Genomic DNA, 26,407 nt, shown 5'->3' on the forward strand with positions numbered 1-26,407 from the left:
CACTCAAGGAGACGGCAACATGACCGAGATCGAGTTCTACTATGATTTCGGCAGCCCCTACAGCCACATGGCCTATCACGTTCTGCCCGTGATCACGGAACGGACCGGGGCGCAGGTGGTGAACCGGCCGATGCTGATCGGCGGCGTTTTCAAGCTGACCGGGAACACCAGCCCGATCGAGAAGGACGCCCACCTTGCGTCGAAGATCGTCTACCGCTGGCACGAGCTGCAGCGCTATGCCGGCCGCCACGGGATCACCCATAATCAGAACCCGCATTTTCCCATCAACACGCTGCCATTGATGCGCGGGGCGATCTACGCGCAGGGAAAGCCTTGGGAAGCGGACTACACCGCCGCCATGTGGGCCGCCATCTGGCGTGACGGCAAGAAGATGGACGACCCGTCCGCGATCGGCGAAGCGCTGGCGGCGGCCGGACTACCGGTCGACGAGATCGTCACGGCCGTGCAGGATCCCGCGGTCAAGCAGGGCCTGATCGACGCCACCGAAGCCGCCGTGGCCCGCGGCGTGTTCGGCGCGCCGATCATGTTCGTGGGCGACGAGATGTTCTTCGGCAAGGACAGCCTGACCGAGCTTGAATACTTCGTGGAACACGGCGCCTAGGAGAGCCGTCGTTGGGGGCTCTGCCCCCGCCGCGCCAGGGCGCGACTCCCCCGAGGTATTTGGGGACCAAAGAAGCCCGCACATCTTCTTCTTTCTCCCAATACTCCAGCCGGAGGCAACCGCCGCGGCGGAGGTACGACCGGCCGCCGCATGATGGAGCTTGTGCCGGGTATGGGATATCCGTTCAGCATTCACGGGACAGAGGCTTTCCGCATGACCGACCACGACGCCCTGCACGAAGAGATGACCGGTTGGCGCCGCGATCTTCACCGCCACCCCGAATTCGGGTTCGAGGAAACGCGGACGGCCGCTTTCGTCGCCGACACGCTGCGCAGCTTCGGGATCGAGGTCGCAACCGGGGTTGGCGATACCGGGGTCGTGGGCACTTTGAAGCGTGGAAAATCGAACCGCGCCATAGCTTTGCGCGCCGACATGGATGCCCTGCGGATCATGGAGTCCGGGAGCCGGGATCATGGGTCGGATACGCCCGGAACGATGCATGCCTGTGGCCATGACGGGCATACGGCGATGCTTCTGGGGGCGGCAAAGATCCTGGCCCATGACGGCGGCTTTGACGGCACCGTCAGGTTCATCTTCCAGCCGGCCGAGGAATGGGGCCGCGGTGCGCAGGCAATGCTGGACGATGGATTGATGGAACGGTTTCCGTTCGACGAGATCCATGGGCTCCACAACCTGCCCGGCAAACCCGTCGGTCATTTTGAAACCAAGCCGGGCGCGATCATGTCGGCGGAGGACATCTTCGAGATCACCCTGACGGGCCAGGGCGGCCACGCCGCACGCCCCCATGACGGGCGCGAGGTCATGGTGCCCGCCTGCGCACTGGTGCTGGAATTGCAGACCATCGTGTCGCGGCGCCTGTCGCCCACGGATATCGGCGTCGTCTCCGTCACCGAACTGACCACCGACGGCACCCGCAACGCACTGCCGGGCCATGCACGAATTCTGGGCGACGCCCGCAGCTTCCGGCCCGAGGTGTCGGCGCAGATCGAAGCCGAAATGCGCCGGATCGCGGACGGGATCGCATCGCTGCACGGCATCGGGGCCACCGTGTCGTATAGCCGAGAGTTCGTGCCCCTGCAGAACGATCCCGAACTGGCCGCCGACATTCTTGCGGCCGCCGGGCCGGTTTCCGAAACCGCCGTACTGGCCACGGAGCCCATGACCGGATCGGAAGATTTCGCGCGCTTTCTGGCTCATGTGCCGGGCTGCTTTTCCTTCGTCGGAAACGGCGAAGCCTCCGCGCCGCTGCACAGCCCGGACTACGATTTCAACGATGCGGCTCTGGTCCATGGCGCCGCGGTTCACGTGGCCACCGTACGGCGCCGTCTTCCGGCCGAATGACCCGGCGGCAGCCATGCGCCTGCAACATAGGCGCTTTTCGAGGTAATCGGTTGATGCTGCAACGCAGCAATCCTATTTGAAGCCCTGTGAATGAAACAGAGGTTTCCAGATGACCGACACGACCAATACCCAAACCGGCATGCCCTCGGGCGGCGTGCGCGCTGCGCTCGACATGTTCTTTGCGACCATCGGCCAGGGCTTCAACACCTACCTATCCACGCAGGCGCGGATCGGTGAGATGGAAGCGCTTTATGCCAAGTCGGACGCGCAACTGGCCCAGCTGGGGCTGACCCGCGAAGACGTCCCGCGCTACGTGTTCCGCGACATGCTCGCCAGCTGATCACAGCCGAGTACCGACCGAAAGAAAGGGCGCCCCGCGGATACCGAGGCGCCCTTCTTCTTTCTCGAAATACTCCCGCCGGAGGCATCCGCCGCCAAAGGCGCCTGACCGGTCAGACTTCCAGCCATTCCTTGCGGACGTCTTCGCGGTCCTTCAGCTCCAGCGGTGTGCCTTCGAACACCATATGGCCGTGCCCCATGACGTAGACGCGATCGGCAATGTCGAGCGCGATGGACAGCTTCTGTTCCACCAGCAGTGTCGCGATCCCGCGCGAGGCGATTTCCTTAAGCAGATCCGCCACCCGCTGCACCATCTGCGGTGACAGGCCTTCGGTCGGTTCGTCGATCATCACCAGTTCCGGGTCGCCCATCAGCGTGCGGCACATGGTCAGCATCTGCTGTTCGCCCCCCGACAGCACCGATGCCTCGACATCCGCGCGGCGGCCCAGGTTTTCGAACATGTCGAACATGTTCTGCATCGACCAGCGCCCCTGCCCGTCCTTCTGGCCCGGCTTCAGGCCCAGCGTCAGGTTCTGCCGTGTCGTCAGCCCCGGGAAGATATCCCGGTTCTCCGGTACGTACCCGATGCCCAGGTTCGCGATCTCGTAGGCCTTCTTGCCGGCGATCTCCTTGCCCTGGAACTTGACGGACCCTTCGGGCTGCACCTCTCCCATCACCGCCTTGCAGGTGGTCGAGCGGCCGACGCCGTTCCGGCCCAGAAGGGCCACGATCTCGCCCTCGTTGATCGACATGTTCACACCCTGAAGGATGTGGGACTTGCCGTAATAGGCGTGCATATCCGTGACTTCGAGCATCAGTGTTCCGCCTCCAATGCGGCGCCCAGATACGCCTCCTGAACCTTCGCGTTGGCGCGTACCTCTTCGGGTTTGCCCGTCGCGATGATCTCGCCATAGACCAGCACCGAAATCCTGTCGGCCAGCCCGAACACGACGCCCATGTCGTGTTCGACCATGATCAGCGTCTTGCCCACCGTCACCTTGCGGATCAGGTCGACGATGTAGTCGGTCTCGGAATGGCTCATGCCGGCGGTGGGTTCGTCCAGCATGATGACATCCGCGCCGCCCGCGATGGTGATCCCGATCTCCAGCGCGCGCTGTTCGGCGTAGGACAGGACCCCCGCCGGCAATTCGCGCCGTTCGGTCAGGTTGATCTGGGCCAGGATCTCGTCCGTCGCATCGGCCAGGTGGCTGGCACGGTTGACGATGTTCCAGAACGAATACCGGTACCCTTCGGCCCACAAAAGCGCGCAGCGGACGTTTTCGAACACCGTCATCTTCGGGAAGATGTTGGTGATCTGGAACGACCGCGACAGGCCCATGCGGTTGATTTCGAACGGAGCTTTCCCGGCCAGGTCGTGGCCATGCAGGAAGACCTTGCCGCTGGTCGGCGGGAAGCGGCCCGTGATCAGGTTGAAGAGCGTCGATTTCCCCGCGCCATTCGGCCCGATGATCGCGTGGCGTTCGCTTTCACCGATGTCGAGCGAGACACCGCGGATGATCTCGGCCTTGCCGAAGTTCTTCTTCAGGTCCTGAAGTTTCAGCGCTGACGTCGTGCTCATCGTGCACCTCCGTCCGGGGTATTGGCGTCATGCCAGGCTTCGTTCAGCTCTGGGGCTGACTGTTTTGCCAGCCAGATCCCGCCCACGGCGACCACTATGGTGATGATCCATGGCAGGATCGCGTGGCTGCTGAAGGTGGTCCAGAAGATCGTCATCTCGTCCTCGCCCAGGGCCGCGTGGCGGGCATGGAACAGGATTTCGATGAAACCGCACAAGGAGAGCGTGCCGATGATCGCCGGCACGAAGACCTTCAGGTAGGGCACATACAGCCTGTTCAGCTTGCCCAGCCGCATCGGGGTGACATGCATCATGATCAGCCCCGACAGACCGCCCGGGAAGAACATCACCGTCGCAAGGAACAGTGCGCCCACATACAGCGCCCAAAGTTCTGTCTGAAGCCCAAGCACCGTTTGCAGCAGCACGAAGGTGACCACGCCGAGAACCGGCCCGAAGAAGAAGCCCGCGCCGCCGAGGAAGGTCATCAGAAGGATGCCGCCCGATGTGGCAAGGTTCAGGTTCTCTTCCGTCAGGATCTCGAAGTTGATGGCGAAGAGCCCGCCCGCGATGCCGCAGAAGAAGCCGGAGGCGACGAAGGAATAGAACCGGACCCAGCGCGCGGAATAGCCCAGGAACTCGGCCCGTTCGGGATTGTCGCGCACGGCATTGGCCATCCGGCCAACCGGTGTCCGCGAGAAAAGGAACATCAGCAGGGCTGAAACCAACAGCCAGAAGGACGTGAGGTAGTAGACCTCGATCTGGCGCAGGAACTCGATCCCGAAGAAAGGCATGCCATAGGTCCGGTCGCCCGACACGCCTTCCTCCCCGCCAAAGAACACGACGATGATCACCGAACAGGCGGCGACCAGTTCGCCCACGCCAAGCGAGATCATGGCGAAGACCGTCCCGGCCTTGCGGGTCGAGAACGAGCCGATGGCGATCGCGAAAAGCATCCCGACCAGGCCACCGACGATCGGCAGAACCGGCAGCGGCATCTTTTCGAACAGGTCGGTCATGTTCATCACGTGGACACAGGCAAAGCCGCCCACACCCATGTAGACGGCATGGCCGAAGGACAGCATGCCCCCCTGACCCAGCAGCATGTTGTAGGCCAGAGCGAAGACCATCGTGATCCCCATCTGGTTCATGATGGTGATCGCCGAGTTCGAACTGAATATGATCGGCGCGATGAAGAGAAACGCCGCCGCAAGGATCCAGGGCAGCGTGTTGCCCATTGTCATTGCAGGCGTCGCTGTCGATTTCTGAGTGATGTCGGTCATACGTCACGCTTCCCGAAAAGGCCGTAGGGGCGGAACACGAGGATCAGCACCATCAGCAGATAGGGCAGGATGTCGGCGATCTGGGGCGAGGTCAGCGACCACAGGTCCTGCCACATGCTGTCCCAGATGACTTCCGGTTTCGTGAAGCCCACGCCGGTCAGGATGTCCTCCATCCGGATGTTGTAGGCCTTGGCGAAGGTCGTCAGCCAACCGATCAGCAGGGATGCCACAAGCGCGCCCCAAAGGGACCCGAGCCCCCCGATCACGATGGTCACGAAGACGATGGAGCCAAGCACCACGGCCATCCCGGGGAAGGTTGTCAGAACCGGCCCCGCGATCACGCCCGCCACGCCGGCAAGAGCCGTGCCCACGCCGAAGACGCCCATGAAGACCAAGGGCACGTTATGGCCCAACGCCTCGACCGTGCGCGGATAGCTGAGCGCTGCCTGGATGATCATGCCGACGCGGGTTCGGGTCAGCACGAACAAGAGCGCTATGAAGATCGCCACCGAGGTGAAGATCATGAAGATCTTGTAGGCCGGGATCGAATTCCCGGCGATGGAGAAGGCGGTGAACTGCAGGATTTCGGGTTCCATGTAGGGCATCGCGTTGCGGCCCCAGATGAACTGCACGACTTCCTCGATCAGCAGCGCCAGTCCGAAGGTGAAGATCAGCTCGGGCACGTGTCCGTACTGGTGCACCCGGCGCAGGCCATAGCGTTCGACCCCGGCGCCCAGTAGGCCGACCAGCGGTGGCGCGATCAGCAGCCCCATCCAGAAGCCCAGGTAGATACTGATCTGATAGGCGAAATAGGCCCCCAGCATGTAAAAGCTGGCATGTGCGAAGTTCAGAACGCCCATCATCGAAAAGATCAGCGTGAGACCCGCCGAGAGCATGAACAACAAGAGTCCAGTCACCAGCCCGTCGATCAGGTTGACGAGTACGAGGTCCATGCGCCCTCCCCCTCATGTTATGGTTTTTTGTTTGCGGTCCCGTCCGGACCGGTCGTGTGAAGACCGGCGCGAGGGGTCGCGCCCCGCGCCGGTCGTGGACAATCGTCAGATCACGAAGGACGCTTCATGTCACAGGTCGTGGGCGTATCCGCACCGGCATTCTCGATGGTGCTTTCCGTCAGCATGCCATAGCCCGAGTTGTCGTAATCGTAGGTGATGTCGTCATTGGTATGCACGAAGACGTGCATGTTCTGGATCGCCTGGTGGTCTTCCGGACGCATGTAGACGGTACCGCCCCACATGGTCTCGTGCTCCATGCCTTCCAGCGCGGCGGCGACCTTCTGGACGTCGGTCGCGGTGCCGGCTTCCTCGATCGCCTTGGCCAGCATCTCGATGGTGTTGGTGATCCGGCTCTGGGACACGTTGCCATCAGGATACTTGGCCTTGAACGCCTCGATGTACTCGGCGGCCTGCGGGGTCGGCGGCGGGTTCTGAGCACCTTCCGAAATCAGGCGGATCGAGTCCTTGCCCGCTTCGCCGAAGGCCGCGGTCATGCCGTCGGCTGCAGCGTAGTAGGTGTAGATCGGGCCTTCAAAGCCATTGTCCAGGATCGACTTGCCCAGACCGTACATATCGGCGCCCCAGTTGCCGGTGATCACGGCATCGGCTTCCGACGCCTGGATCTTGCGGGCATAGGGGGTGAAATCCTTCACCTTGCCGATCGGGTGCAGTTCGTTGCCCACGATCTCGATGTCCGGGCGTTTCTCGGCCAGCATCGACTGGGCGGCCGAACCGACGGCCTTGCCGAAGGAATAGTCCTGCCCGATCACGTAGACTTTCTTGATGCTGTCGTCCTGCGCGATCACGTCGGTCAGGGCATCCATCTTCATGTCCGCGTGGCCATCGAAGCGGAAATGCCAGAAGTTGCACTTCTCGTTCGTCAGCGCCGGGTCGACGGCAGAATAGTTCAGGAACAGGACCTGGCTGTCGGGATTGCGGCGGTTGTGCTTGTCGATGGCGTCGGTCAGCGCGTTGGCCACGCCCGAGCTGTTGCCCTGAACCACGTAGCGCACGCCCTGGTCGATGGCGACCTGCAACTGGATCAGCGACTCTTTCGGGCTGATCTTGTTGTCAAAGCCGAGCACTTCGAAGGTGTCGCCGTCGAGCACGCCGCCCTTGTCGTTCACCAGCGTTTCGGCAGCGAACTGGAACTGGTTCAGACCGTTCGTACCGGTGGCCGCAAAGGGCCCGGACAGCGGATCAATGAACGCGATCTTGACCGTATCAGCGAACAGAGCTGTCGCGCTTACGGACATGGCAAGAGCGGCCCCGAGGCCGTACCTCACGGTATTGTGCATGATTTCCTCCCTTAGCACAAAGCCCGGCATGCCTTTGGCATTTGTCGCCGAGCCTTGGCCTGAACCTTGCATAACGGCACAAAGAGTCAAGCGTCGGCCAAGGCCGCGAACGGTCAACAATTCAGCTTTGACCTGTTCGTAGGTTTATTGTCGTTCGAGTAGAAATTCACCCTCTCCTGACAGATCTCAGGAGAACAATGCCCAAAACTTGAGCGCACTTTCATGCCTGACAATAACCAATTGTTATTGCGCCGTTTTTTCCAGCCGTCGCGGTATCGCAAACATCTTGGATATTTCGATTCATCACGAACGAAAAGAAGGAATGCCTGTTTCCGGGCGCAATATTCTTAGGCAGCGACCCAAAGATGACCTTGCGTCAACTCTTGGTGTCCTGCAAATTCATTGCATTGGAAAGGAAGGAAAATACGCGCCTGAGCGGTATTCAGACCCGGCAGGTCAGGACTCGCCGGATTCCGATTCCCGGCGCGGCCCGCGCTGGCCCGAACTCAGCATCTCCGAGACCTCGATCAGGCGCTCTGCGTACTGCGTTTCAAGGTGCTTCTTCTTCACGTGGAAGGATGGCCCGCCCACGTTCACGGCAAAGACACGGCCGTCATCCAGCGACCGAACGGGCACCGCGATACCGTTCACATCCCGCCGCCAGTCACCGTATCCGGTGCAGTATCCCAGCCGCTCGTACTCTTCCTGCGCGGCCTTGAAACCGGCATGGCGGCGCTGGAACAGGTCGGGATCGCCCGTGCGGATCTCGTCGAAAAGAGCGTCGCGCTTTGCCTCGGGCATGGCCACAAGAATGGCGCGGCCCATGGCGCTTTCGAACAGTGGCAGGCGGGATCCGACATGCATCGACAGCGACACGTCCTCGCGCGAGCGATGGACGGCGACGTAGACGACCTCGGTCCGGTGCCGTTCGCCCATGGCAACGGTGACATAAGAATTGGGGCCCGCCGTCAGCGACCGCAGCAATTCGTTCGCGCGGTCGGCCATCTCGAGGCTCGACAGAACGCCGAAGCCCAGCCGCAGAACCCCCGCGCCCAGCCGGTAGTTCCCGGAGGACGGATCGACCACGAGGTAATCGAGCTTGCAGAGCGTGTGCGTCAGCCGCGAGATGGTGGGCTTGGGCAGCCCGGTCCGTTCGGCGATATCGTTGTTCGACAGCGCCACCTCCCCCGGCCGATAGACACGCAGGACATCGAGACCGCGCGCCAGAGCAGTGACGAAGTTGCGGTCCTTCGCCTCATCTTCCGACGATACGCTCTCGAGATCGTTCATGTCAGCTTCCCCAGGTGCCTTGGGCGTTCAGGGCATCGAGCCCCTTTTGTGCGAAGATCGGCACGCTTTTGCCCACGCGCATCGCGCGTTCCGGGTTCGATGCATTGCCGTCCAGCGCCCGTTTATAAACGCCCTGGATGATGCCGGCCATACGGAAGAAGCAGAAGGCCAGGTAGAAGCCGAAATCGTCGATCCCGTCGAGCCCGCGGCGTTCACAGTACTTGGCCACGAACTCTTCGTCCGTGGGCAGGCCAAGCGCCTTGCGGTCCACGCCTTCCAGCCCGCGGCTTTCGCCGTTGGCCGGCATCTGCCACTGCATGATGACGGAACCAAGGTCCGCCAGCGGATGGCCTATGGTCGAAAGCTCCCAGTCCAGCACCGCCAGGCACTTGGGGCCGTTCTTTTCGAACATCATGTTGTCGATGCGGTAATCGCCATGGACCAGCCGGCGTTCGGACACGTCGGGCATCCGCTTGGGCAGTTCGGCCAGCAATTCGTCCATCGGCGCGACCGTATCGGTTTCCGACGCGCGGTACTGTTTCGTCCACCGCCCGATCTGGCGTTCATAGTAGTTGCCCGGCGGGCCGTAATCGGCCAAGCCCACGGCCTCGATATCGACCTCGTGCATCGCGGCCAGAACGCGGTTCATGTCGTCGATCACGGCGGTGCGTTCTTCGGGGCTGGCGCCATCCATCTTCGGCTGGCCGATATTGCGGCCATCGACATGGTCCATCACGTAGAAGGCCGACCCGATGATGTCGTCGTCTTCGCACAGAACATGCATCTTGGCGACCGGCACGTCTGTTTCGAACAGCGCCTTCTGCACACGGAATTCCCGGTCGACCGCATGGGCCGATTTCAGCAGAACCCCGGGGGGCTTGCGGCGCAGGACGTAGTTTTTCTTCGGCGTCTTCAGCATGAAGGTCGGGTTCGATTGCCCGACATCGAATTTCTGCGCCTCGATCGGGCCTTCGAAACCCGGCATGGTCTTTTCCAGATAGGCCGCAACGGCCGCGGTATCGAGCGTCTGTGTATCGGTGCCCATGACCAAGCCCTCCCTAGCTGTAGGTCAGAAGATCCGCCCGGTCGGCGGACGCGAATTGCGGGGTGGCGTTGAATTCGTGCAGGTAGAAGACGGATCGATTGAAGATGAACTTCGTCATCCCGGTGTTCTTCGCCTGCAGGTTCAGCGTCATCATCACCGGTTCGGGGGCGTCCAGCGATGTCGCAACAAGCTGGCCTATGGGCCCGCCGGACGAGACTACCAGCACCCGCCGCGCGTCGGTATCGGTCGCGAACTTGCGCGCCGCTTCCACGCGGGTCGAAAAGTCGATCCAGCTTTCGGTGCAGCCCGAAAACGCCGCCTTCTGCCATTCCCAGATCGTGTCGCGCAGCGTCTGGTAATGCGACCGGCGGTCCTTGCGGACGTCCTCGGGCACCTCGCCCCGGAACCGCGCGTTCAGGATGTCCTTGAAATCGTATTCGTTCAGGCCCGGATGTTCCTCGGCTTCGCCATCGAAGCCCATCGACGCCAGCGTTTCCTTCTGGCGTTCCAGCGTTCCGGTGATCATCCGGTCGGGGATCCAGCCCGCGGCCCGCAGGGCCTCTCCCGCCAGCTTCGATTGCTGATGGCCCAGATCGGACAGCTTGTCGTAATTGTCGGCCCCGAACGAGGCCTGCCCGTGCCGGACAACGAGAAGTTCGGCCATGTTATCCCTGTCGTTTGTCATTGGGTTGCCGGGGCTTGCCCCGACAACCGTTTGCTTGATAGCGCGCGGACGCGGGTCTTAGAAGACCTCGAAAAGGCCCGCAGCCCCCATGCCGCCGCCGACGCACATGGTGCAGACGACGTATTTGGCACCGCGGCGTTTGCCTTCGATCAGCGCGTGGCCAACCATCCGGGCGCCCGACATGCCGTAGGGGTGCCCGATGGAAATCGCGCCGCCATTGACGTTCAGCAGCTCGTCCGGGATGCCCAGCTTGTCACGGCAGTACAGAACCTGCACGGCAAAGGCTTCGTTCAGTTCCCACAGGCCGATATCGTCCATCTTCAGGCCATGGGCTTCCAGCAGTTTCGGCACGGCGAAGACGGGGCCGATGCCCATCTCGTCGGGCTCGCAGCCTGCGGCCATCACGCCGACATAGCGGCCCAGCGGCTGAAGGCCCTTCTTTTCGGCCAGCTTGGCTTCCATGATCACGGCAGCGGAGGAGCCATCGGACAGCTGCGAGGCGTTGCCTGCCGTGATGTACTTGCCTTCCTTCAGGTTGATCCCGTCCTTGAAGACCGGCTGAAGACCCTGCAGACCTTCCAGCGTGGTCGAGGGCCGGTTGCCTTCGTCCTTGTCCAGCGTGATCTCGATTTCCGAGATCTCCTTGGTGGCCTTGTCCTGGAACTTCATCGTGGTCGTGATCGGCACGATTTCGTCGTCGAACTTGCCCGCTTCCTGTGCGGCATGGGTCCGCTGCTGCGAGCGCAGCGAATATTCGTCCTGCACGTCGCGGCCGATGCCATAGCGTTCGGCGACCGTTTCGGCGGTCTCCAGCATCGACATGTAGATTTCCGGTTTGTTTTCAAGCAGCCACGGGTCGCGGTTCACGCGCATTTCCGGCGTCTGCACGGTCGAGATGGAATCGACACCGCCGCCGGTGACAACATCCATGCCATCGGTGATGACCTGCTTGGCCGCCGTCGCGATGGCCATCATGCCGGACGCACACTGGCGGTCCAGCGACATGCCGGCGACCGTCACGGGCAGACCCGCGCGGATGGCGACCTGGCGGGCGATATTGCCGCCCTGGAAACCCTGCTGCAGGGCCGCGCCGAACACGTTGTCCTGAACCTCGCCGGGCTCGATCCCGGCGCGCTCGACCGCGTTCTTCACGGCATGGGCGCCAAGCGCCTGCGGGGTGGTTGCGTTGAACGCGCCGCGATAGGCCTTGCCAATCGGGGTCCGCGCGGTGGAGACGATCACTGCGTCACGCATGAGGAGTTCCTCCCATCAAGAAATTCAGCCCCATTCCAGCTTCAGCCCCTTGGCCTCGGCTGCCCGCTGGGCAAATTTGCGGGTTTGCATAAATGCATTCGTCAGTTCTTCCTGGCCGTCCGGGTCCGAGATCTGCGCCATCGCGGCAGCCACCCCTTCGGGGCTCAGATCATCGCCATCAAGGTAGACGCCCGGGGTCTCGTAAACCCGCGTCTGGGCAAAGCAGCCCGCGCCAGCGCCAAGGATCACGCGGGTCGGCGCGTCTTCGGACACCAGGTACAGCACGCCGGGAGTGATGGTTTCGGGCTTCAGAAGCTCCAGCGCCTCGGGCGACATCAGCTCCTCCGTCATCCGCGTGGCGGCAGTCGGCGCCAGCGTGTTCACGCGGATATCGTCGCGCGCGCCCTCGATGCACAGAACGTTCATCAGCCCCATCATCGCCGCCTTGGCCGCGCCATAGTTCGACTGGCCGAAGTTGCCGTAAAGGCCGGAGGACGAGGCCGTCACCACGATCCGCCCGTATTTCTGTTCGCGCATGATCGGCCAGACGGCGTGCGTCACGGTCGCCGTGCCCATCAGGTGGACATCGACGACCTTCTTGAAATCGTCGAGCGACATCTTGGAAAACGTCTTGTCCCGCAGGATGCCGGCATTGTTGATGAGGATGTCGATGCGGCCCCAGGCCTCCATCGCCTTGGCGACCATGTCGGCCACTTCGTCCGGGTTCGATACGTCGGCGCCATGGGCCATCGCCTCGCCGCCCGCGGCCTTGATTTCCTCGACAACCTGTTCGGCCGCCGTGGCAGACCGGCCTTCGCCGTCCAGCGCGCCGCCAAGGTCGTTCACAACGACCTTCGCCCCGCGGGACGCCAGTCCCAGCGCATGGCTGCGCCCCAGACCGGCGCCCGCCCCCGTCACGATGGCCACGCGGCCGTCGAACCTGATTTCCATCTGTCTTCCTCACCTAAACACGTCGCGCCGCGCACCCGGGCGCGCGGCGCGACACTGTCAGAACCCGCGCAGGCTGGCCACCTGTGCCGCGTGGTAGCCGTAATCGCCCAGCCACTCGATCGAGGCGCGGGCGCGCTTCATGAAGAAGCCCATGTCGAACGCATCGGTCATGCCGATCCCGCCGTGCATCTGGACACCTTCGATCACCGCCAGCTTCGCCGTTTCCGCCGCACGCGCCTTGGCGAGCGAGACGGCAAGGCCCGCGTTCGCCGGATCTTCGTCTAGCTGCCGCCCGGCATGGGCGATGGCCGAGGCCGTCACCTCCATCTCGCACCACAGATGCGCGGCGCGGTGTTGCAGCGCCTGGAACGTGCCGATCAGCTGCCCGAACTGCTTGCGTTCCTTCAGGTAATCGGTGGTCATCCCGAAGGCGCCCGCCGACAGGCCGATCATCTCGGCCGCCAGCGCCGCCTGCCCGGCTTCCAGCGCCGGTTTCAGAACGCTCATCGCATCGTCGACCTGGCCCAGAACGTCCTCGCCCGTGGCTTCGACATCCGTGAACACGATCTTCGCGGCATCGCGGCTGTCGACCATCGAACGTTCGGTCTTCTCGATCCCGGCGCGGTCGGCCGGAATGTCGAACAGGGTCATGCCGCCATCGGTTTTCGCCAAGACCAGCAGCCGGTCGGCAAAGCCGCCATCGACGACGAAGGTCTTCGTCCCGCTGATGCGGAAGCCGTTGCCGTCGGCGCGGGCTTCGGTCTCCACGGCCTCCGGCGCGAACTTGCGCTTTTCGTCCATGGCGAGCGCATAGGTCAGCTCTCCACTGGCGATCTTCGACAGGGCGTCCAGTGCACGGCTATCGGCCACCTGCTTCAGCGCCGTGGCCGCCATGACTGACGATGACAGGAACGGGCTGACGGCCAGCGTCTTGCCCATCTCCTCGGCCAGGATGCAGGCGGCGGACATGCCCATGTCGACACCGCCCTGTTCCTCGGGGATCACGATCCCCGCCCAGCCCATCTCCGCCATTTCCTTCCACAGCGCCGGATCGTGGGTCTTGCCCGCGTCGCGCAGCTTGCGCAGGTGCGACACCGGCGATTTCTCGTCCAGGAACCCGCGGGCGCTGTCGGCCAGCATCTGTTCTTCTTCGGTCTTGATCAGCGTTGCCATGTTCTTACCCCGGAAGTCCCAGCACGCGGCGCGAGATGATGCCCAGCATCACCTCGGACGTGCCGCCTTCGATCGAGTTTGCCTTGGTCCGCAGCCAGTCCGCCGGGCGCGAGCCCGCGGGCCCGTCCCATTCCAGCGCGTCCGACCCGCCGACGCCCATCATCAGCTCCAGCCGGTTCTTGTTCAGTTCGGTCCCCATGTATTTCAGCATGGCCGAGGCATCGCCCGTGCCCTGCCCGGCCTTCGCCATGTCCTTGTAGCGCTCGATGGTCAGGCCAATGGCCAGCGTGTCGAGCTCCGTCTTCATGGCCGAGGCCTTCAGCACCGGATCGTCCAGCGCATCGCCCTCTTCCGCCAGAACGGCTCCCAAGGAGCGACCGCCGCCGGTGACACCGCCACCGCCCGACGAAATCATCGTGCGTTCGTGCGTCAGCAGGTACTTCGCAACGTCCCAGCCGCGGTTGACCGTGCCCACGACGCGGCCGTCCTTTGGGACCTTCACGTCGTCGAAGAACGTTTCGCAGAAAGGCGAGCTGCCGGAGATCAACCGGATCGGGCGGGTTGAGACGCCCTGCGTCTCCATGTCGATCAGCAGGAAGGTGATGCCCAGGTGCTTGGGCGCGTCCTTGTCGGTGCGGACCAGCGCGAAGATCGCGTCGGCCTGATCGGCGTAGGACGTCCAGATCTTCTGGCCGTTGACGAGGTAATGATCGCCCATGTCCTCGCACTTGGTCTGCACGCTGGCGAGGTCGGAGCCCGCGCCCGGCTCGGAATAGCCCTGGCACCACCGGATTTCACCGCGCGCGATGGGCGGCAGGAATTCCAGCTTCTGTTCATGGGTGCCGAATTGCAGCAACGCGGGGCCAAGCATCCAGATGCCGAAGCTGCGCAGCGGCGCGCGGCCGTCGATGGCGCCCAGTTCCTCCAGGAAGATCTTTTCCTGCTCGCGCGTGTAGCCGGCACCGCCGTACTCCACGGGCCATGTGGGAACCGTCAGCCCTTTGGCGGCGCAACGTTCAAGCCAGGTTTTTTGTGCGTCTGACGTGAAGACCCAGTTCCGCCCGCCCCAGCAGGTGCTATCCTCGGTCCGTCCGCCATCGCGCATTTCGGCCGGGCAGTTTTCCTCCAGCCACGCGCGTGTTTCGGCCCTGAACTGGGCCAGATCCGTCTCTTCCGACATGTGTCCTCCCCCCGAGTATTCCTTCGGGCATTCCGCTGTGCAGAATTGCATTTCGAAATCTGATTGACAACTCCGTAGTGCAGCGGGACATTCCCGTCAACGTTCCGGCGACCCTTGCCGGACAGAGGAGGATACCATGAAAGCAATGCTCAGCACCGCTCCGGGCGGGCCGGAAACACTTGAACTCACCGAGATGCCCGATCCCGCGCCTGACAAAGGTCAGGTTACCGTGCGCGTTCGTGCCGCAGGTGTCAACTTCCCGGACACGCTGATCATCAAGGATCTGTACCAGCTGAAGCCCGAACGTCCCTTCGCGCCGGGTGGAGAGATCGCGGGCGAGGTCGTGACCGTTGGCGAAGGCGTCACCGATTTCGCCGTGGGCGACCGGGTGCTGGGGATGACGGGATTCGGCGGGTTCGTGACCCATCTGAACGTCGATGCGGACCGGCTGATGAAGATCCCCGATTCGATGCCTTTCGACGAGGCATCTTGCCTGACGCTGACCTATGGCACCTCCTATCACGCCATCAAGGACCGGGCCGAGATGAAGCCCGGCGAGAAACTCCTGATCCTCGGCGCCGCCGGTGGCGTGGGCACCGCCGCGATCGAGCTGGCCAAGGCCATGGGGATCGAGGTGATCGCCGCAGTTTCCACCCGGGACAAGGCGGATTTCTGCAAGATGCTGGGTGCCGATCACACGATCGTCTACGACCGCGATCTGGACCGCGACGGGCAGAAGGCGTTTTCGGACGAGATCAAGAAGATCTCGGGCGGCGGTGTCGATGTCGTCTATGACGCGGTCGGTGGATCCTACGCCGAACCGTCGCTGCGCGCGCTGAACTGGAAGGGCCGGTTCCTTGTCGTGGGTTTCCCGGCGGGCATCCCGAAAATCCCGCTGAACCTGACCCTGCTGAAGGGCTGCCAGATCGTGGGCGTATTCTGGGGCGCGCACACGCGGGCGGAACCGGAACTGCACGAAGCCAACATCAAGGACCTGTTCCGGATGCACGGCGAGGGCAAGATCAAGCCGCATATCAGCGCCAAGCTGCCGCTGGCACAGGCCGGCGACGCGCTGCAACTCTTCATGGACCGCAAGGTCCTGGGCAAGGTCGTGCTGGATACGGACTGACCGGTGAGGTCAGTCCAGATGTCCGATGTCGTTGTAGCCGCGAATGCTCATCACCTCGTCCTTGATCACAAGGCGAGAGATCGAGCCATTCTCGGCACCGCGGAACGCGAAGGGCCGGGAATGCGACGCGATGGACATCGCCGCACCGATCACGCCGCCATGGACCACGACGGCGACCAGTTCGTCGGGATGCGCGGCCGCGATGCGCAGCAGTCCGGCACGGACGCGGGCGTGGAAGATCTCCGTCGTCTCGGCGCCGGGGATATGGCCGTATTCGTGCTCCTCGATCGCTTTCAGGTAGGCCGGGTCCTTCTCGGCCGCCTTGATGCGATAAAGGCCCGCGTCCCAGTCGCCCAGGAAGATCTCGCGCAGGTCGCCTTCAACGATGGGCTCCAGCCCCAGGTGGCCCGCCAGCGGCGCGGCCGTCTGATGGGTACGCGTCAGCGTGGTGACGTAGATCGCCGAAATCGGCTGCGTCTTCAGCCGCTCGCCCACCTTCAGCGCCTGTTCTTCCCCTTCGGGGTGCAGATGCGGGTTGCCGTGGCCGTCGATGGTTTCGAAGCTTTCACCGGGCCGCGCGGGCATCGTGCGGCCATGGCGGATGAGAAGCATGTCGCAGGCGCCCGGCGGCGGGGCATATCTGGTCTGGTGGTATTCCTTGACGTCGGACATCGGCGCGGCTCCCTGACTGGCACGAACATGGGTCTTTGGCCCGCACCTAGCCGCAAGCCGGCACGAATGACAACGCAGAGGCGTGACAGGCAGCGAAGGTCGCTGCGTCGCGCCACGAGAGGAGAAAGACCATGACGAACCGACAGGTTGTGATCGCGGAACTGCCCAAGGGCGCCCTGACGCCCGAGCATTTCCGCCTGGAAGAGACCGGCATGCCCGTCCCGGCCGAGGGCGAGGTGCTGATGAAGAACATCCTGATGTCCATCGACGCGGCCAACCGCGCGTGGATGCAGGGCGCCACCTACCGCGCGCCGGTGCTGGCGGGCGATGCGATGCACACCTATGCCGTGGCGCAGGTCGTCGAAAGCAAGTCCGACCGGTTCAAGCCGGGCGATATCGTGGCGGGCGAAAGCCATTGGGCTGAATACGTGGTGAAACCGGCGAAGGCGCTGATAAAGCAGCCCGATATCGGGTCGCTGTCGCATCTGCTTTCGGCCTACGGCATCGCGGGCAAGACAGCCTTTCACGGGCTGCTGAGCGTGGGCACGCCGCTGCCCGGCGAAACCGTCCTCGTCTCTGCGGCCGCCGGTTCTGTGGGCATGTATGTGGGCCAGATCGCCAAGGCCATCGGCTGCCGCGCCGTGGGCGTCGCCGGCGGTGCCGAGAAATGCGACTGGGTCGTCACTGAACTGGGCTTCGATGCCTGTGTCGATTACCGCGACGAGAATTTCTTCAAGGCGCTCCGCAAGGCCGCGCCCGACGGGGTCGACGTCTATTTCGACAACGTGGGTGGCAAGGTGCTGGAAACGGCCTTGTTCCAGATGAACGAAAAGGGCCGCGTCGTCTGCTGCGGGGCCGTGAGCCAATACGACAGCGCCGCACCTTCGGGCCCGCGCAATGTGCCGGGGCTGGTCGTGGTCAAGCGGCTGCGCATGGAGGGCTTCATCGTCATGGACTACGCCCATAACGACGCCGCCGCCGTGAAGGCACTGCAGAACTGGACCGACAGCGGCCAGCTGAAGGTCGTCGAAGACATTGTGGAGGGCCTGGAAAACGCGCCCGGCGCCCTGATCGGGCTGCTGGCGGGCGAAAACCGGGGCAAGAGGATGGTCCGGGTCTGTCCGGATCCGGAGTGAGGGAAAAACAATGGCAGCAATTGACGACGCTCTGGCCACGGCCGAAGCCGCGGTGGGCACCGAATCCGGGGTTACCGACTGGATCACCGTCGATCAGAAGATGATCGACGACTTTGCCGAGGTGACGAACGATCACCAGTGGATCCATGTCGATCCGGAGCGCGCGGCGAAGGAAACCCCCTTCGGCACCACCATCGCGCACGGGTTCCTGACGCTGTCGCTGGGATCGGGCATGGCCTATGCCGTCGCTACACCCATGAAGGGACAGGCGATGAGCATCAATTACGGGTTCGAAAAGGTCCGCTTCCTGAACCCGGTCAAGTCGGGATCGCGCATCCGGGGGCGGTTCGTGCTGAAGGACGTCAAGAAGCGCAAGCCGACCGAGATCCTGCGCACCAACCAGTTCACGGTCGAGATCGAGGGCGAAGACACCCCCGCATTGGTCGCCGACTGGCTGGGATTGACGATCTTTCCGCCCTCGTAACCGCTCAAAACAAGCTCACGCTTGCGGAATAGGTAAATCCGTCGCAGTGTTAACGAGTTATTACATGGGCGGAGCTGGACGTGGCAGACCGGTTTGATCGGTCTGCGACGCTATTGTCGGTTCTCCTGCCCGAGACGACCCTGGGACGGATTAACCGATGAAATTGAGAGATTACCTGGCTTACGTCGTAAGCGCGCCCAGCCTTGAAGAGCTGTGGGCCATTCACTGCAAGCAGATGGAAGAATACGGGTTCGAAAAGCTGTTCTACGGCTGCACCCGCTACCGGACACCGACATCTCTGGGCGATCCCGACGACTTCGTCATCCTCACCAATCACGATCCCGAATACATCAACGGCTTCCTGCACAGCGGGCGCTACTATCACGCGCCCATGTTCCGCTGGGCGCTGGACAACGAAGGCGCGGCCAGCTGGCGCATGATCCCCGAGATGATCAACGCCAGCGGCCTGCCAGAACTGAAGCGCGTGCACGAGTACAACCAGAAGATGGGAATCAAGGTCGGCTACACGATCAGCTTCCAGGCGATGGCGCTGCGCTCCAAGGGCGGCGTGTCGCTGTGCGCCCGCAAGGACCTTACGCAGGACGATGTCGACGCGATCTGGGCCGAACATGGAGACGAGATCCACCTGATGAACCAGGTGGCGCACCTGAAAGTCATGACCCTGCCCTATTCCCCACCGAAACGGCACCTGACCAAGCGCCAGCGCGAGGCGCTGCAATGGGTGGGCGACGGCAAGACGACCCAGGACATCGCCCTTTTGATGGGACTGACGGCCGCGACGGTGGAAAAACACCTGCGACTCGCCCGCGAAACGCTTTCCGTGGAAACCACGGCCCAAGCCGTCATGAAGGCCGCGCTTCTGAACCAGATGTACGTGGTCGACGCTTAGGTGCTCCACCCATGAGTTTCAAAAATCTTAACAATGGGTGAATTCCAGACTTCCATTATTTACGAAATTGGTCACATTGGGGCTGTTCCGTGAGTGGTGGCTTTGGCCTGGGAACATCGGGGACTGAACCTTGCCATTTCAAGGCTCTCTGACCCGTCCGGCTCGGTCGTGTATAGTCCGCGCATCGGGCCGGATCTGCTCACCCTGCAAAACACGCGGCGATCTCGGGCTGGTCGAAGGATGGGCGGTTCCCAGCCGGACCGGCGGATTAGATCTCAATTGACCGAAAGCCACGATTGATTTCGGGGCCGTCCCTTTCTACCCGTGGGCTGACACGTCCGTGTGCGGGCGTCTGATTACCGAACCGGAGTGCCTTTCTTGCCCCAAAAGTCTTCACCGCGGCATGACCCGGGGGTGCAGGATTCCCCAGTGCGGGAGGCCGCTGCGGCGGATCTGGCCCGATTGATGCAGGTACGGCGTGCCCGCATCGATGCCGCGCTGACCGATTCGATTGCCCGTGTCCAGACCGATACCGGCCCGAAGACGCTGGGCCGGGCCCTGCACTACGCCGTGCATCCCGGCGGCGCGCGCATCCGTCCGACAATCCTCTTGTCCGTCGCGGCCGCTTGCGGCGAAGATTGCCCGGCGCTGACCGATGCCGCTGGCGTCGCGCTTGAGCTGATCCATTGCGCCAGCCTTGTCCATGACGATCTGCCCGCTTTCGACGATGCTGCGACCCGACGCGGGCGTCCGTCGCTCCACCGGGCCTATTCCGAACCCGTCGCGGTGCTGGCCGGCGACAGCCTGATCGTGCTGGCGTTCGAAACGCTCGCACGCGCCGGTACCGCCGATACGGCGCTGCGCGCGACCCGGCTGGTGGCAACGCTGGCCCGTCATTCAGGCATGCCCGGCGGGATCTGTGCCGGACAGGGCTGGGAAAGCGAAGCCAAGATCGACCTGGCCGCCTATCACCGCGCCAAGACGGGCGCGTTGTTCATTGCGGCCACGCAGATGGGCGCCATCGCCGCGGGACAGCCGCCCGAACCCTGGGCCGAACTGGGCTCCCGCATCGGCGAGGCGTTCCAGATCGCCGACGATCTGCGCGACGCGCTGGGCGACGCCAGGGGCAAACCCGCCGGACAGGACCGGCGCAACGGTCGGCCCAACGCGGTTGACGATCTGGGAATCGATGGTGCCACGACACGCCTGCGCCGTGCGCTGGACGGGACGGTGGCATCGATCCCGTCCTGCCCGGGCGAGGCAGAGCTGGCACAGGCCGTGCATGGTTTTGCGGCGCAGATCGTGCCGTCGCAGCTTGCGCGCTAGATGGTTTCGAACTGTGCGCGCTGCTTTTCGGTCCATCGGACAGTGATGTCGTAGCCGTCTTCCGTCTGCGCCTCGGTCTCGACCAGATCGCGATCGAACAGCCACGCACGGCGGCGCCCGTCCGAGAACGCCAAGTGCAGCTCGGCCCGTTCCCGCTTGCCTTCGATCCGTTCGGCGATCGCATCCAGCAGTTCCGGTATGCCCTCTCCGGTGATGGCCGAGATCGGGAACACGTCCTCCATCCGCGCGCCACGGGTACGCAGCGCGTCGGCTTCGTCCCGGGGAAGGCGGTCGATCTTGTTGAGGACTTGAAGCTGCGGGCGGTCTTCCTCGACACCGAGGGACGTCAGGATCTCCTCGACATCGCTTGCCTGCATGTCGGCCTCTTCGGCGCTGGCGTCGTGGACGTGCAGCACCAGGTCTGCGGCCAGCACCTCTTCCAGCGTGGCGCGGAAGGCCGCGACAAGTTCCGTCGGCAGGTCCGAGATGAAGCCCACCGTGTCGGACAGGATCACTTCCGGTCCATCCGGCAGCTGCACCCGGCGCATCGTCGGGTCGAGCGTGGCGAACAGCATGTCCTTCACCATCACGTTCGCGCCCGTCAGGCGGTTGAACAGCGTCGACTTGCCGGCGTTGGTATAGCCCACAAGCGCCACGATCGGATACGGCACCTTGGCCCGCGCCTCGCGGTGCAGCGCGCGGGTTTTCACGACCTTGTCGAGCTGCCGGCGCAGACGGACCAGTTGCGTGTCGATGGCACGACGGTCGGCTTCGATCTGCGTCTCGCCGGGGCCACCAACGAAGCCAAGCCCGCCCCGCTGACGTTCCAGGTGGGTCCAGGCGCGCACGAGCCGCGTGCGCTGGTAAGACAGCGCCGCCATCTCGACCTGCAGCACGCCTTCACGGGTGCGGGCGCGGTCGGAGAAGATTTCAAGGATCAGGCCCGTCCGGTCGAGGATCTTGACCTTCCAGACCTTTTCAAGGTTCCGCTGCTGCACCGGCGTCAGCGGGCCGTCGACCAGCACCAGCTCGACATCGGCGGCCTTGATCTGCTCTTTCAGCTCGGTGATCTTGCCCGATCCGAAAAGCTCCCCCGGATGGGGTTTGGGAAGTCGAACGACATTCGACCCCACCACTGCGAGATGTGGCAGGGCAGTGGCCAGCGCCACGGCTTCTTCCAGTGCGGGGGCCGCGTCGCGGCGGTTCCTGTCGGATGTGATCTCCGGGTGCACGACCCAGGCCCGGGTCGGATGTTCCAACCGGTCGGATGTGTCGACCGGGGCCGGATCACCCAGGATGTCGCGGTGGTTTGCGCTCAAGAGCCCTCGTCGCCGTCATAAAGGTTGATCGGTTGTGCCGGCATGATGGTGGAAATCGCATGCTTGTAGACAAGCTGCGACTGGCCATCCCGGCGCAGAAGCACGCAGAAATTGTCGAACCAGGTGATAACGCCCTGCAGTTTTACACCGTTGATCAGGAATATCGTTACCGGGACCTTTGTTTTTCTGACGTGATTGAGAAACGCGTCTTGCAGGTTTTGTCTGTCCGAAGCCATATTGCCGAAGTCTCGCCTTTTTTCTTGTGTCGCATCGCCATGCGCTGCGTGCTTCGTGGCGAGTATGAAGTGCGATCCCGGGAGATTCCAGCCCGAAAACCGTGCGCCAGGGCATAGAGGCCCCGTCCTGCGTGCATGGCTTTGCCGAATCGTGCGGCCAAATGGCGTCAGTGCGCGCCCTTCCGCATCGTTCCGCCACATTTCCTATCGGAAAACCCGCGTGCCAATGTCGCGGCGCAGCATCGATGATCCAGGGCTTTCCGGTCGCCTCAGCTGCGCCACAGGGTCGGCGACAGCAGCGCCACGATGGCCAGCGCTTCCAGCCGGCCGAGAATCATCGCGGCGCACAGCACGGCCTTAGTCCATGGGCCCAGCTCGACGAGCCGAATCGGCGTGTCGCCGGCCACCTCGATCAGGGGGCCGGTGGTGGAAAGCGTGGCGATGGACAGGATGATCGCCTGTTCGAAATCCGATCCCAGCGCGGCCAGGATGGCGCTGATCAGCGCCAGCGACATCGCGAACAGCATGAAGAAGACCCACGCGATGAAGGCGCCGTCTTTCTGGATGCGGCGGTTGCGCGCCCCTGCCCCGCTGACGGATGACGGGTAGACCAGACGTTCCATCTCGCGCAGGCCGTTGAGGTACAGTGCGAAGACCCGCAGCAGCTTCACGCCACCCGCCGTTGTGGCCACCCCGCCGCCGATCAGGGCGAGACCCAGCAGGATCAGCCCCGGCGTCCCGATCCCCGACCAATCGCGCGCGATCTGCCAGTCGGTGCTTTCGAACCCCGTGGTCGTCAGGAATGACATCGCGGTGAAAAGCGTCCCCCAGATGGCCCGCAGGGCGACGCTCAGGTTTTCTGTATCCTGGAATTCCAGCGCGGCGATCCAGTGGCGCGCGAAGATCAGCACGCTGACCGACGCGACCAGCGTCAGGCCGATACGCACCTCCGGGTCCTGCAACAGGTTCTGGGTGCCAGGCAGCACGGTGTCGCTGGAAAAGGTCGTGCGCGACAGCGCGAAGACCATGAAACAGAACAACACGAACTCGCCGCCCCACCCGGCCGAGGACCCGTCGAGCCCGCCCACGGGGGAGATGCCCGAGGTCGACATGACCGACATCGCGTGGATCAGCCCCGTCAGCGTGCTTTCGCCCAGCATCATCAGGAAGATCCAGACAAGCAGGGTCAGCCCGCCATAGATCGGTGCCAGCGTCTTGGTGGTCCGCCATAGTTTCGTCTGCGGATCGACCTGGTCCACCTGCATCAGGCCAGACATGCCGCTGCCGCGCTTTGCATCGCCGCGGGCCGTGATCTCGAACCCGCCCAGCGACAGGGGCGCCAGGATCGCGGCGGCGGCGACCCACATCAGGAAGCCCCCCAGCCATGCAACCTGCCCCCGCCACAGGTGCAGCGAGGACGACCGTCGGAGGGGATCGGGAAAGATGTCGGCACCGGTGGTGGTCAGCGCGCTGACCATATCGAAATAGGCGTTGAGGAACGTGGTGTTGCGCAGCCCCTCCTGCATCGGGACGGCCAGAAACAGGGGCAGCAGCGCGAAGGTCGCGAAAAGCGACAGCAACTGGCCCAGCGTGCCGTTCCGCGCCTGCCGGTTGTTCATCGCGATGCCCAGCAGCGTGACCACGAACAGGCCCAGCGTGCCGCCGTAGAAAAACACCCGCGAGACGTCGTAGTTTTCGACCGAAAGCGCGTGGATCGCGGGCACGTACATCGACATCGCCGCCACGCCCCAGATCAGCAGGAACAGCGGCAGCCGCATCAGCCCCTGCGCCTGATTGCGCGACCGGGGGCTGCGGGGCGGCGCGGTGCCGGCCGCACGCGCCCCCGGCGGGCGTTCGGTTTCGACCATCGTGAACGCCGCCGAAATCGCGCCGGGGAAAGGCGTCGCGCCGTCCGACGGATCGTCGCGCACGTCCTTCCGGGGCGGCCTTTGGTCGGCGGGGGGCGGCATGGGCGGTCAGGTCTCCCTTCGGGGTTCGGGGCACATCAGAAGAAGTCGATCGACACCTGCATCAACCGCTCCACCTCGCGCACATCGGCGGCCATTGCAAAGATGGCGATCACGTCGCCCTCCTCGATCCTTACAGAACCCGAGGGGCGCAGGATCTCTCCCTTGCGCAGGATCATCCCGATCAGCACGCCTTCGGGGAAGTCGATATCGCGAATCCGCTGCCCGGCCATGGGCGAGGTCGACAGCACCTCGGCCTCGATCACCTCGGCCTCGGCGTCGCCGATGGAGTAGACCTCGCGCACCCGGCCATGTCGGATATGGCGCAGGATGGAACTGACGGTCGTGGCGCGCGGGTTGATGTAGGCGTCGATGCCCAAAGGCCCCATCAGCGGGATCAGCGTGGGGTCGTTGATCAGCGCGATGGCCAGCGGACAGCCATTGGCCTTGGCGCGGACGGCCACCAGCATGTTGGTCTTGTCGTCGTCTGTCACGGCCAACAGCGCGTCGGCCCGTTCGATCCCGGCTTCCGACAGCAGCGCGCTGTCCAGCCCGTCGCCATGAAGCACGATGGTTCGTTCCAACGCCTCGGCCGCGCGTTCGGCCCGGCCGCGGTCCTTCTCGATCACCTTGGCGCGGATCCGGCCTTCGCGCCGTTCCAGCTCCAGCGCGACTGCCAGCCCCACGTTCCCGCCCCCGGCGATCACGACGCGATCCTGCTTGCCTTGCTGCTTGCCGAAAACCTCCAGGGTGCGCCCGACATCTTCGGCATGCGCAAAGACGTAGATCTCGTCCCCCACGAACAATTGGTCGTTCGATTCGGGTGCAAAAAGCGTGCCGTCCCGCCGGATGCCCACCACGATAGCCCGCAATGTCGAAAACAGGTCGGTCAGCTGCCGCAGCGGCGTGTTCACCACCGGGCAACCTTCTTCCAGCGCGATGCCCAGAAGCTGCGCCTTGCCGCCCATGAATGTCTCGGTATCAAAGGCGGCGGGTGCCGACAGGCGTTGCAACGCGGCGGCGGCGACTTCGCGTTCGGGCGAGATCACGACGTCAATCGGCAGGTGATCGCGGCGATACAGATCGGAATAGATCGCGTTCAGGTAGCTCTGCGCGCGCAGGCGCGCGATCTTGCGGCGGATGCCGAAGACGGAATGGGCCACCTGGCAGATGACCATGTTCACTTCGTCGGAATAGGTGGCGGCGATGATCATGTCCGCATCGCGCGCGCCGGCACGGTCCAGCACGTCCGGGTAGGACGCGAAACCGGCGATCCCCTGCACGTCCAGCGTATCGGTGGCGCGGCGGACCAGATCGGGGTTGTTGTCGACGACGGTCACGTCGTTCTGCTCGCCCGAAAGGTGCCGGGCGATCTGCCACCCCACCTGTCCGGCGCCGCAAATGATGACCTTCATGGGCCCTGCGCTCCCGGCTTGTCTGCCAGTGTCGAGGTCTGACACGGGCTCCCGGTGCGGTCAAACGAATTGTCGTGCCCGGGACGCTGCTGCTCTGCATTGCGCCATCTTGCGGGATCTTAACATTTTTGCGGGCGGCCGGATTGAATTTGTACATGAGTTCAGGGTGGTGCACTATGGCCCGGATTGATGGGGAGTGATCATCCATGACCATCCGCGCCCGCATGTTCGCACTTGGAGCGGTGCTGTGTGTCCTGGCGGGATGCGCACCGGTTTCGGTGTTCTACCGTCCCGGCGCCGATGGCGCGCGGACCCAGTTCCAGACCGATCAGTGCCGCGTCACAGCCTTGCGCGATGCCCCGGTCGCCAACCAGATCCGTCAGTATCCGCCGATTTTCTATCCCGGCACCCGTTTCTGTGACGCCGCCGGAAATTGCGCCTATTCGCCCGGCTACTGGGTGGATGGCGGGTTCGAGACGGTGGACGTCAACGCACCCCTGCGCGCGCGCCTGACGACGGATTGCATGGCCCGGCAGGGCTATCAGCTGATCAGCCTGAAGCGGTGCGACCGCAGCGTGGCCGCCAGCCAGCCACCGATCCCCAACGCCAAGCTGCCGCCGGTCACGCAGGCCTCCTGTGTCGTGGTACTGCCCAGCGGACGCTGGCGGATCGTGACGCCCGGGGCGTGATGCGTCCGGTGCACAGGATCGCACCGTATCGGTCCGCCCGGCGACCGTGCGGTCAT

The 26,407-nt window shown here is 63.7% G+C and carries 26 protein-coding genes; 9 read left to right on the forward strand and 17 right to left on the reverse strand.

Annotation, left to right across the window (positions count from 1 at the left end; all coding sequences use genetic code 11):
• Nucleotides 1–19 precede the first annotated feature (19 nt).
• From D4754_RS15565 to D4754_RS15575, 3 genes are all read left to right on the forward strand, one after another.
• On the forward strand, nucleotides 20–622 hold the full coding sequence (locus D4754_RS15565; RefSeq protein WP_121065198.1) for a 2-hydroxychromene-2-carboxylate isomerase: 603 nt from the start codon (nucleotides 20–22) through the stop codon (nucleotides 620–622).
• Nucleotides 623–835: 213 nt separating this feature from the next.
• Complete coding sequence (locus D4754_RS15570; protein ID WP_121065369.1) at nucleotides 836–1,984, forward strand: M20 aminoacylase family protein; 1,149 nt, start codon at nucleotides 836–838, stop codon at nucleotides 1,982–1,984.
• Nucleotides 1,985–2,093: 109 nt separating this feature from the next.
• Complete coding sequence (locus D4754_RS15575) at nucleotides 2,094–2,324, forward strand: hypothetical protein (RefSeq protein ID WP_121065200.1); 231 nt, start codon at nucleotides 2,094–2,096, stop codon at nucleotides 2,322–2,324.
• A 112-nt stretch (nucleotides 2,325–2,436) separates the two neighbouring features.
• Here the strand turns inward: D4754_RS15575 and D4754_RS15580 are convergent, their stop codons facing one another.
• The 12 genes from D4754_RS15580 to D4754_RS15635 form a co-directional block, all read right to left on the reverse strand.
• Nucleotides 2,437–3,141, reverse strand: a complete 705-nt coding sequence (locus tag D4754_RS15580; protein ID WP_121065372.1) for an ATP-binding cassette domain-containing protein — start codon at nucleotides 3,139–3,141, stop codon at nucleotides 2,437–2,439.
• Nucleotides 3,138–3,902 carry an ABC transporter ATP-binding protein gene (locus D4754_RS15585; RefSeq protein WP_121065202.1) on the reverse strand — a complete coding sequence of 255 codons (765 nt, stop codon included), beginning with the start codon at nucleotides 3,900–3,902 and terminating at the stop codon, nucleotides 3,138–3,140. The genes D4754_RS15580 and D4754_RS15585 overlap by 4 nt, the downstream gene beginning before the upstream one ends.
• Nucleotides 3,899–5,179, reverse strand: coding sequence for a branched-chain amino acid ABC transporter permease (locus D4754_RS15590; RefSeq protein ID WP_121065204.1), 1,281 nt, complete (start codon nucleotides 5,177–5,179; stop codon nucleotides 3,899–3,901). The genes D4754_RS15585 and D4754_RS15590 overlap by 4 nt, the downstream gene beginning before the upstream one ends.
• Nucleotides 5,176–6,132, reverse strand: a complete 957-nt coding sequence (locus D4754_RS15595) for a branched-chain amino acid ABC transporter permease (RefSeq protein WP_121065206.1) — start codon at nucleotides 6,130–6,132, stop codon at nucleotides 5,176–5,178. Before D4754_RS15595 ends, D4754_RS15590 begins: the two co-directional genes overlap by 4 nt.
• Nucleotides 6,133–6,242: 110 nt before the next feature.
• Nucleotides 6,243–7,490: a branched-chain amino acid ABC transporter substrate-binding protein gene (locus tag D4754_RS15600; protein WP_121065208.1), complete on the reverse strand. Its 1,248-nt coding sequence runs from the start codon at nucleotides 7,488–7,490 to the stop codon at nucleotides 6,243–6,245.
• A 456-nt stretch (nucleotides 7,491–7,946) separates the two neighbouring features.
• A complete protein-coding gene (locus D4754_RS15605; RefSeq protein WP_121065210.1) occupies nucleotides 7,947–8,780 on the reverse strand; it encodes an IclR family transcriptional regulator in 834 nt (277 codons plus the stop codon).
• 1 nt (nucleotide 8,781) lies between these two features.
• A complete protein-coding gene (locus D4754_RS15610) occupies nucleotides 8,782–9,825 on the reverse strand; it encodes a phosphotransferase family protein (protein WP_121065212.1) in 1,044 nt (347 codons plus the stop codon).
• 13 nt (nucleotides 9,826–9,838) lie between these two features.
• Nucleotides 9,839–10,489 (reverse strand): histidine phosphatase family protein, encoded by a 651-nt coding sequence (locus D4754_RS15615; RefSeq protein ID WP_121065214.1) that lies wholly within the window; start codon nucleotides 10,487–10,489, stop codon nucleotides 9,839–9,841.
• A 78-nt stretch (nucleotides 10,490–10,567) separates the two neighbouring features.
• On the reverse strand, nucleotides 10,568–11,764 hold the full coding sequence (locus D4754_RS15620) for an acetyl-CoA C-acyltransferase (protein ID WP_121065216.1): 1,197 nt from the start codon (nucleotides 11,762–11,764) through the stop codon (nucleotides 10,568–10,570).
• A gap of 24 nt (nucleotides 11,765–11,788) precedes the next feature.
• The gene (locus D4754_RS15625) at nucleotides 11,789–12,715 is read right to left on the reverse strand and encodes an SDR family NAD(P)-dependent oxidoreductase (RefSeq protein ID WP_121065217.1); all 927 of its coding nucleotides are present in this window, start codon (nucleotides 12,713–12,715) and stop codon (nucleotides 11,789–11,791) included.
• 57 nt (nucleotides 12,716–12,772) lie between these two features.
• Nucleotides 12,773–13,888 (reverse strand): acyl-CoA dehydrogenase family protein, encoded by a 1,116-nt coding sequence (locus D4754_RS15630; protein WP_240453905.1) that lies wholly within the window; start codon nucleotides 13,886–13,888, stop codon nucleotides 12,773–12,775.
• Nucleotides 13,889–13,892: 4 nt separating this feature from the next.
• Nucleotides 13,893–15,068 carry an acyl-CoA dehydrogenase family protein gene (locus D4754_RS15635; protein WP_121065219.1) on the reverse strand — a complete coding sequence of 392 codons (1,176 nt, stop codon included), beginning with the start codon at nucleotides 15,066–15,068 and terminating at the stop codon, nucleotides 13,893–13,895.
• A gap of 136 nt (nucleotides 15,069–15,204) precedes the next feature.
• Between D4754_RS15635 and D4754_RS15640 the strand changes: the two genes are divergently transcribed.
• Entirely contained in the window at nucleotides 15,205–16,197 is a 993-nt protein-coding gene (locus D4754_RS15640; protein WP_121065221.1) for an NADPH:quinone oxidoreductase family protein, read from the forward strand.
• A gap of 9 nt (nucleotides 16,198–16,206) precedes the next feature.
• On the opposite strand, the gene D4754_RS15645 is transcribed toward D4754_RS15640, so the two are convergent.
• Nucleotides 16,207–16,869: a histidine phosphatase family protein gene (locus D4754_RS15645; protein ID WP_121065223.1), complete on the reverse strand. Its 663-nt coding sequence runs from the start codon at nucleotides 16,867–16,869 to the stop codon at nucleotides 16,207–16,209.
• A gap of 131 nt (nucleotides 16,870–17,000) precedes the next feature.
• Between D4754_RS15645 and D4754_RS15650 the strand changes: the two genes are divergently transcribed.
• The 4 genes from D4754_RS15650 to D4754_RS15665 all read left to right on the forward strand — a co-directional run bounded on the left by D4754_RS15650 (nucleotide 17,001) and on the right by D4754_RS15665 (nucleotide 20,725).
• Complete coding sequence (locus D4754_RS15650; RefSeq protein WP_121065225.1) at nucleotides 17,001–18,005, forward strand: NADP-dependent oxidoreductase; 1,005 nt, start codon at nucleotides 17,001–17,003, stop codon at nucleotides 18,003–18,005.
• Nucleotides 18,006–18,015: 10 nt separating this feature from the next.
• Nucleotides 18,016–18,489 (forward strand): MaoC family dehydratase, encoded by a 474-nt coding sequence (locus D4754_RS15655; protein WP_121065227.1) that lies wholly within the window; start codon nucleotides 18,016–18,018, stop codon nucleotides 18,487–18,489.
• Between the two features lie 157 nt (nucleotides 18,490–18,646).
• Complete coding sequence (locus D4754_RS15660) at nucleotides 18,647–19,399, forward strand: LuxR family transcriptional regulator (RefSeq protein ID WP_121065229.1); 753 nt, start codon at nucleotides 18,647–18,649, stop codon at nucleotides 19,397–19,399.
• A gap of 465 nt (nucleotides 19,400–19,864) precedes the next feature.
• The gene (locus tag D4754_RS15665; RefSeq protein ID WP_121065381.1) at nucleotides 19,865–20,725 is read left to right on the forward strand and encodes a polyprenyl synthetase family protein; all 861 of its coding nucleotides are present in this window, start codon (nucleotides 19,865–19,867) and stop codon (nucleotides 20,723–20,725) included.
• Here the strand turns inward: D4754_RS15665 and hflX are convergent.
• The 4 genes from hflX to trkA form a co-directional block, all read right to left on the reverse strand.
• On the reverse strand, nucleotides 20,722–21,984 hold the full coding sequence (gene hflX / locus D4754_RS15670) for a GTPase HflX (RefSeq protein WP_121065378.1): 1,263 nt from the start codon (nucleotides 21,982–21,984) through the stop codon (nucleotides 20,722–20,724). The genes D4754_RS15665 and hflX overlap by 4 nt on opposite strands.
• 56 nt (nucleotides 21,985–22,040) lie before the next feature.
• On the reverse strand, nucleotides 22,041–22,280 hold the full coding sequence (gene hfq, locus D4754_RS15675) for an RNA chaperone Hfq (RefSeq protein ID WP_121065231.1): 240 nt from the start codon (nucleotides 22,278–22,280) through the stop codon (nucleotides 22,041–22,043).
• A 269-nt stretch (nucleotides 22,281–22,549) separates the two neighbouring features.
• Entirely contained in the window at nucleotides 22,550–24,058 is a 1,509-nt protein-coding gene (locus tag D4754_RS15680) for a TrkH family potassium uptake protein (RefSeq protein WP_240453912.1), read from the reverse strand.
• A 227-nt stretch (nucleotides 24,059–24,285) separates the two neighbouring features.
• Nucleotides 24,286–25,662 carry a Trk system potassium transporter TrkA gene (gene trkA, locus D4754_RS15685; protein WP_121065233.1) on the reverse strand — a complete coding sequence of 459 codons (1,377 nt, stop codon included), beginning with the start codon at nucleotides 25,660–25,662 and terminating at the stop codon, nucleotides 24,286–24,288.
• 206 nt (nucleotides 25,663–25,868) lie between these two features.
• Here trkA and D4754_RS15690 point away from each other — a divergent pair, with 206 nt between their 5' ends.
• A complete protein-coding gene (locus tag D4754_RS15690; RefSeq protein WP_240453906.1) occupies nucleotides 25,869–26,351 on the forward strand; it encodes a hypothetical protein in 483 nt (160 codons plus the stop codon).
• The last annotated feature ends 56 nt before the right edge of the window (nucleotides 26,352–26,407 follow it).

Source organism: Chachezhania antarctica (assembly GCF_003646465.1).
Lineage (GTDB): Bacteria > Pseudomonadota > Alphaproteobacteria > Rhodobacterales > Rhodobacteraceae > Chachezhania > Chachezhania antarctica.

Excerpts from the sequence above, each read along its gene's own strand:
- D4754_RS15565 (WP_121065198.1), top strand. The coding sequence starts at position 20 with ATGACCGAGATCGAGTTCTACTATGATTTCGGCAGCCCCTACAGCCAC.
- D4754_RS15570 (WP_121065369.1), top strand. The coding sequence starts at position 836 with ATGACCGACCACGACGCCCTGCACGAAGAGATGACCGGTTGGCGCCGC.
- D4754_RS15575 (WP_121065200.1), top strand. The coding sequence starts at position 2,094 with ATGACCGACACGACCAATACCCAAACCGGCATGCCCTCGGGCGGCGTG.
- D4754_RS15585 (WP_121065202.1), bottom strand. The coding sequence starts at position 3,902 with ATGAGCACGACGTCAGCGCTGAAACTTCAGGACCTGAAGAAGAACTTC.
- D4754_RS15590 (WP_121065204.1), bottom strand. The coding sequence starts at position 5,179 with ATGACCGACATCACTCAGAAATCGACAGCGACGCCTGCAATGACAATG.
- D4754_RS15595 (WP_121065206.1), bottom strand. The coding sequence starts at position 6,132 with ATGGACCTCGTACTCGTCAACCTGATCGACGGGCTGGTGACTGGACTC.
- D4754_RS15600 (WP_121065208.1), bottom strand. The coding sequence starts at position 7,490 with ATGCACAATACCGTGAGGTACGGCCTCGGGGCCGCTCTTGCCATGTCC.
- D4754_RS15605 (WP_121065210.1), bottom strand. The coding sequence starts at position 8,780 with ATGAACGATCTCGAGAGCGTATCGTCGGAAGATGAGGCGAAGGACCGC.
- D4754_RS15610 (WP_121065212.1), bottom strand. The coding sequence starts at position 9,825 with ATGGGCACCGATACACAGACGCTCGATACCGCGGCCGTTGCGGCCTAT.
- D4754_RS15615 (WP_121065214.1), bottom strand. The coding sequence starts at position 10,489 with ATGGCCGAACTTCTCGTTGTCCGGCACGGGCAGGCCTCGTTCGGGGCC.
- D4754_RS15620 (WP_121065216.1), bottom strand. The coding sequence starts at position 11,764 with ATGCGTGACGCAGTGATCGTCTCCACCGCGCGGACCCCGATTGGCAAG.
- D4754_RS15625 (WP_121065217.1), bottom strand. The coding sequence starts at position 12,715 with ATGGAAATCAGGTTCGACGGCCGCGTGGCCATCGTGACGGGGGCGGGC.
- D4754_RS15630 (WP_240453905.1), bottom strand. The coding sequence starts at position 13,888 with ATGGCAACGCTGATCAAGACCGAAGAAGAACAGATGCTGGCCGACAGC.
- D4754_RS15635 (WP_121065219.1), bottom strand. The coding sequence starts at position 15,068 with ATGTCGGAAGAGACGGATCTGGCCCAGTTCAGGGCCGAAACACGCGCG.
- D4754_RS15640 (WP_121065221.1), top strand. The coding sequence starts at position 15,205 with ATGAAAGCAATGCTCAGCACCGCTCCGGGCGGGCCGGAAACACTTGAA.
- D4754_RS15645 (WP_121065223.1), bottom strand. The coding sequence starts at position 16,869 with ATGTCCGACGTCAAGGAATACCACCAGACCAGATATGCCCCGCCGCCG.
- D4754_RS15650 (WP_121065225.1), top strand. The coding sequence starts at position 17,001 with ATGACGAACCGACAGGTTGTGATCGCGGAACTGCCCAAGGGCGCCCTG.
- D4754_RS15655 (WP_121065227.1), top strand. The coding sequence starts at position 18,016 with ATGGCAGCAATTGACGACGCTCTGGCCACGGCCGAAGCCGCGGTGGGC.
- D4754_RS15660 (WP_121065229.1), top strand. The coding sequence starts at position 18,647 with ATGAAATTGAGAGATTACCTGGCTTACGTCGTAAGCGCGCCCAGCCTT.
- D4754_RS15665 (WP_121065381.1), top strand. The coding sequence starts at position 19,865 with ATGCAGGTACGGCGTGCCCGCATCGATGCCGCGCTGACCGATTCGATT.
- hfq (WP_121065231.1), bottom strand. The coding sequence starts at position 22,280 with ATGGCTTCGGACAGACAAAACCTGCAAGACGCGTTTCTCAATCACGTC.
- D4754_RS15680 (WP_240453912.1), bottom strand. The coding sequence starts at position 24,058 with ATGCGGCTGCCGCTGTTCCTGCTGATCTGGGGCGTGGCGGCGATGTCG.
- trkA (WP_121065233.1), bottom strand. The coding sequence starts at position 25,662 with ATGAAGGTCATCATTTGCGGCGCCGGACAGGTGGGGTGGCAGATCGCC.
- D4754_RS15690 (WP_240453906.1), top strand. The coding sequence starts at position 25,869 with ATGACCATCCGCGCCCGCATGTTCGCACTTGGAGCGGTGCTGTGTGTC.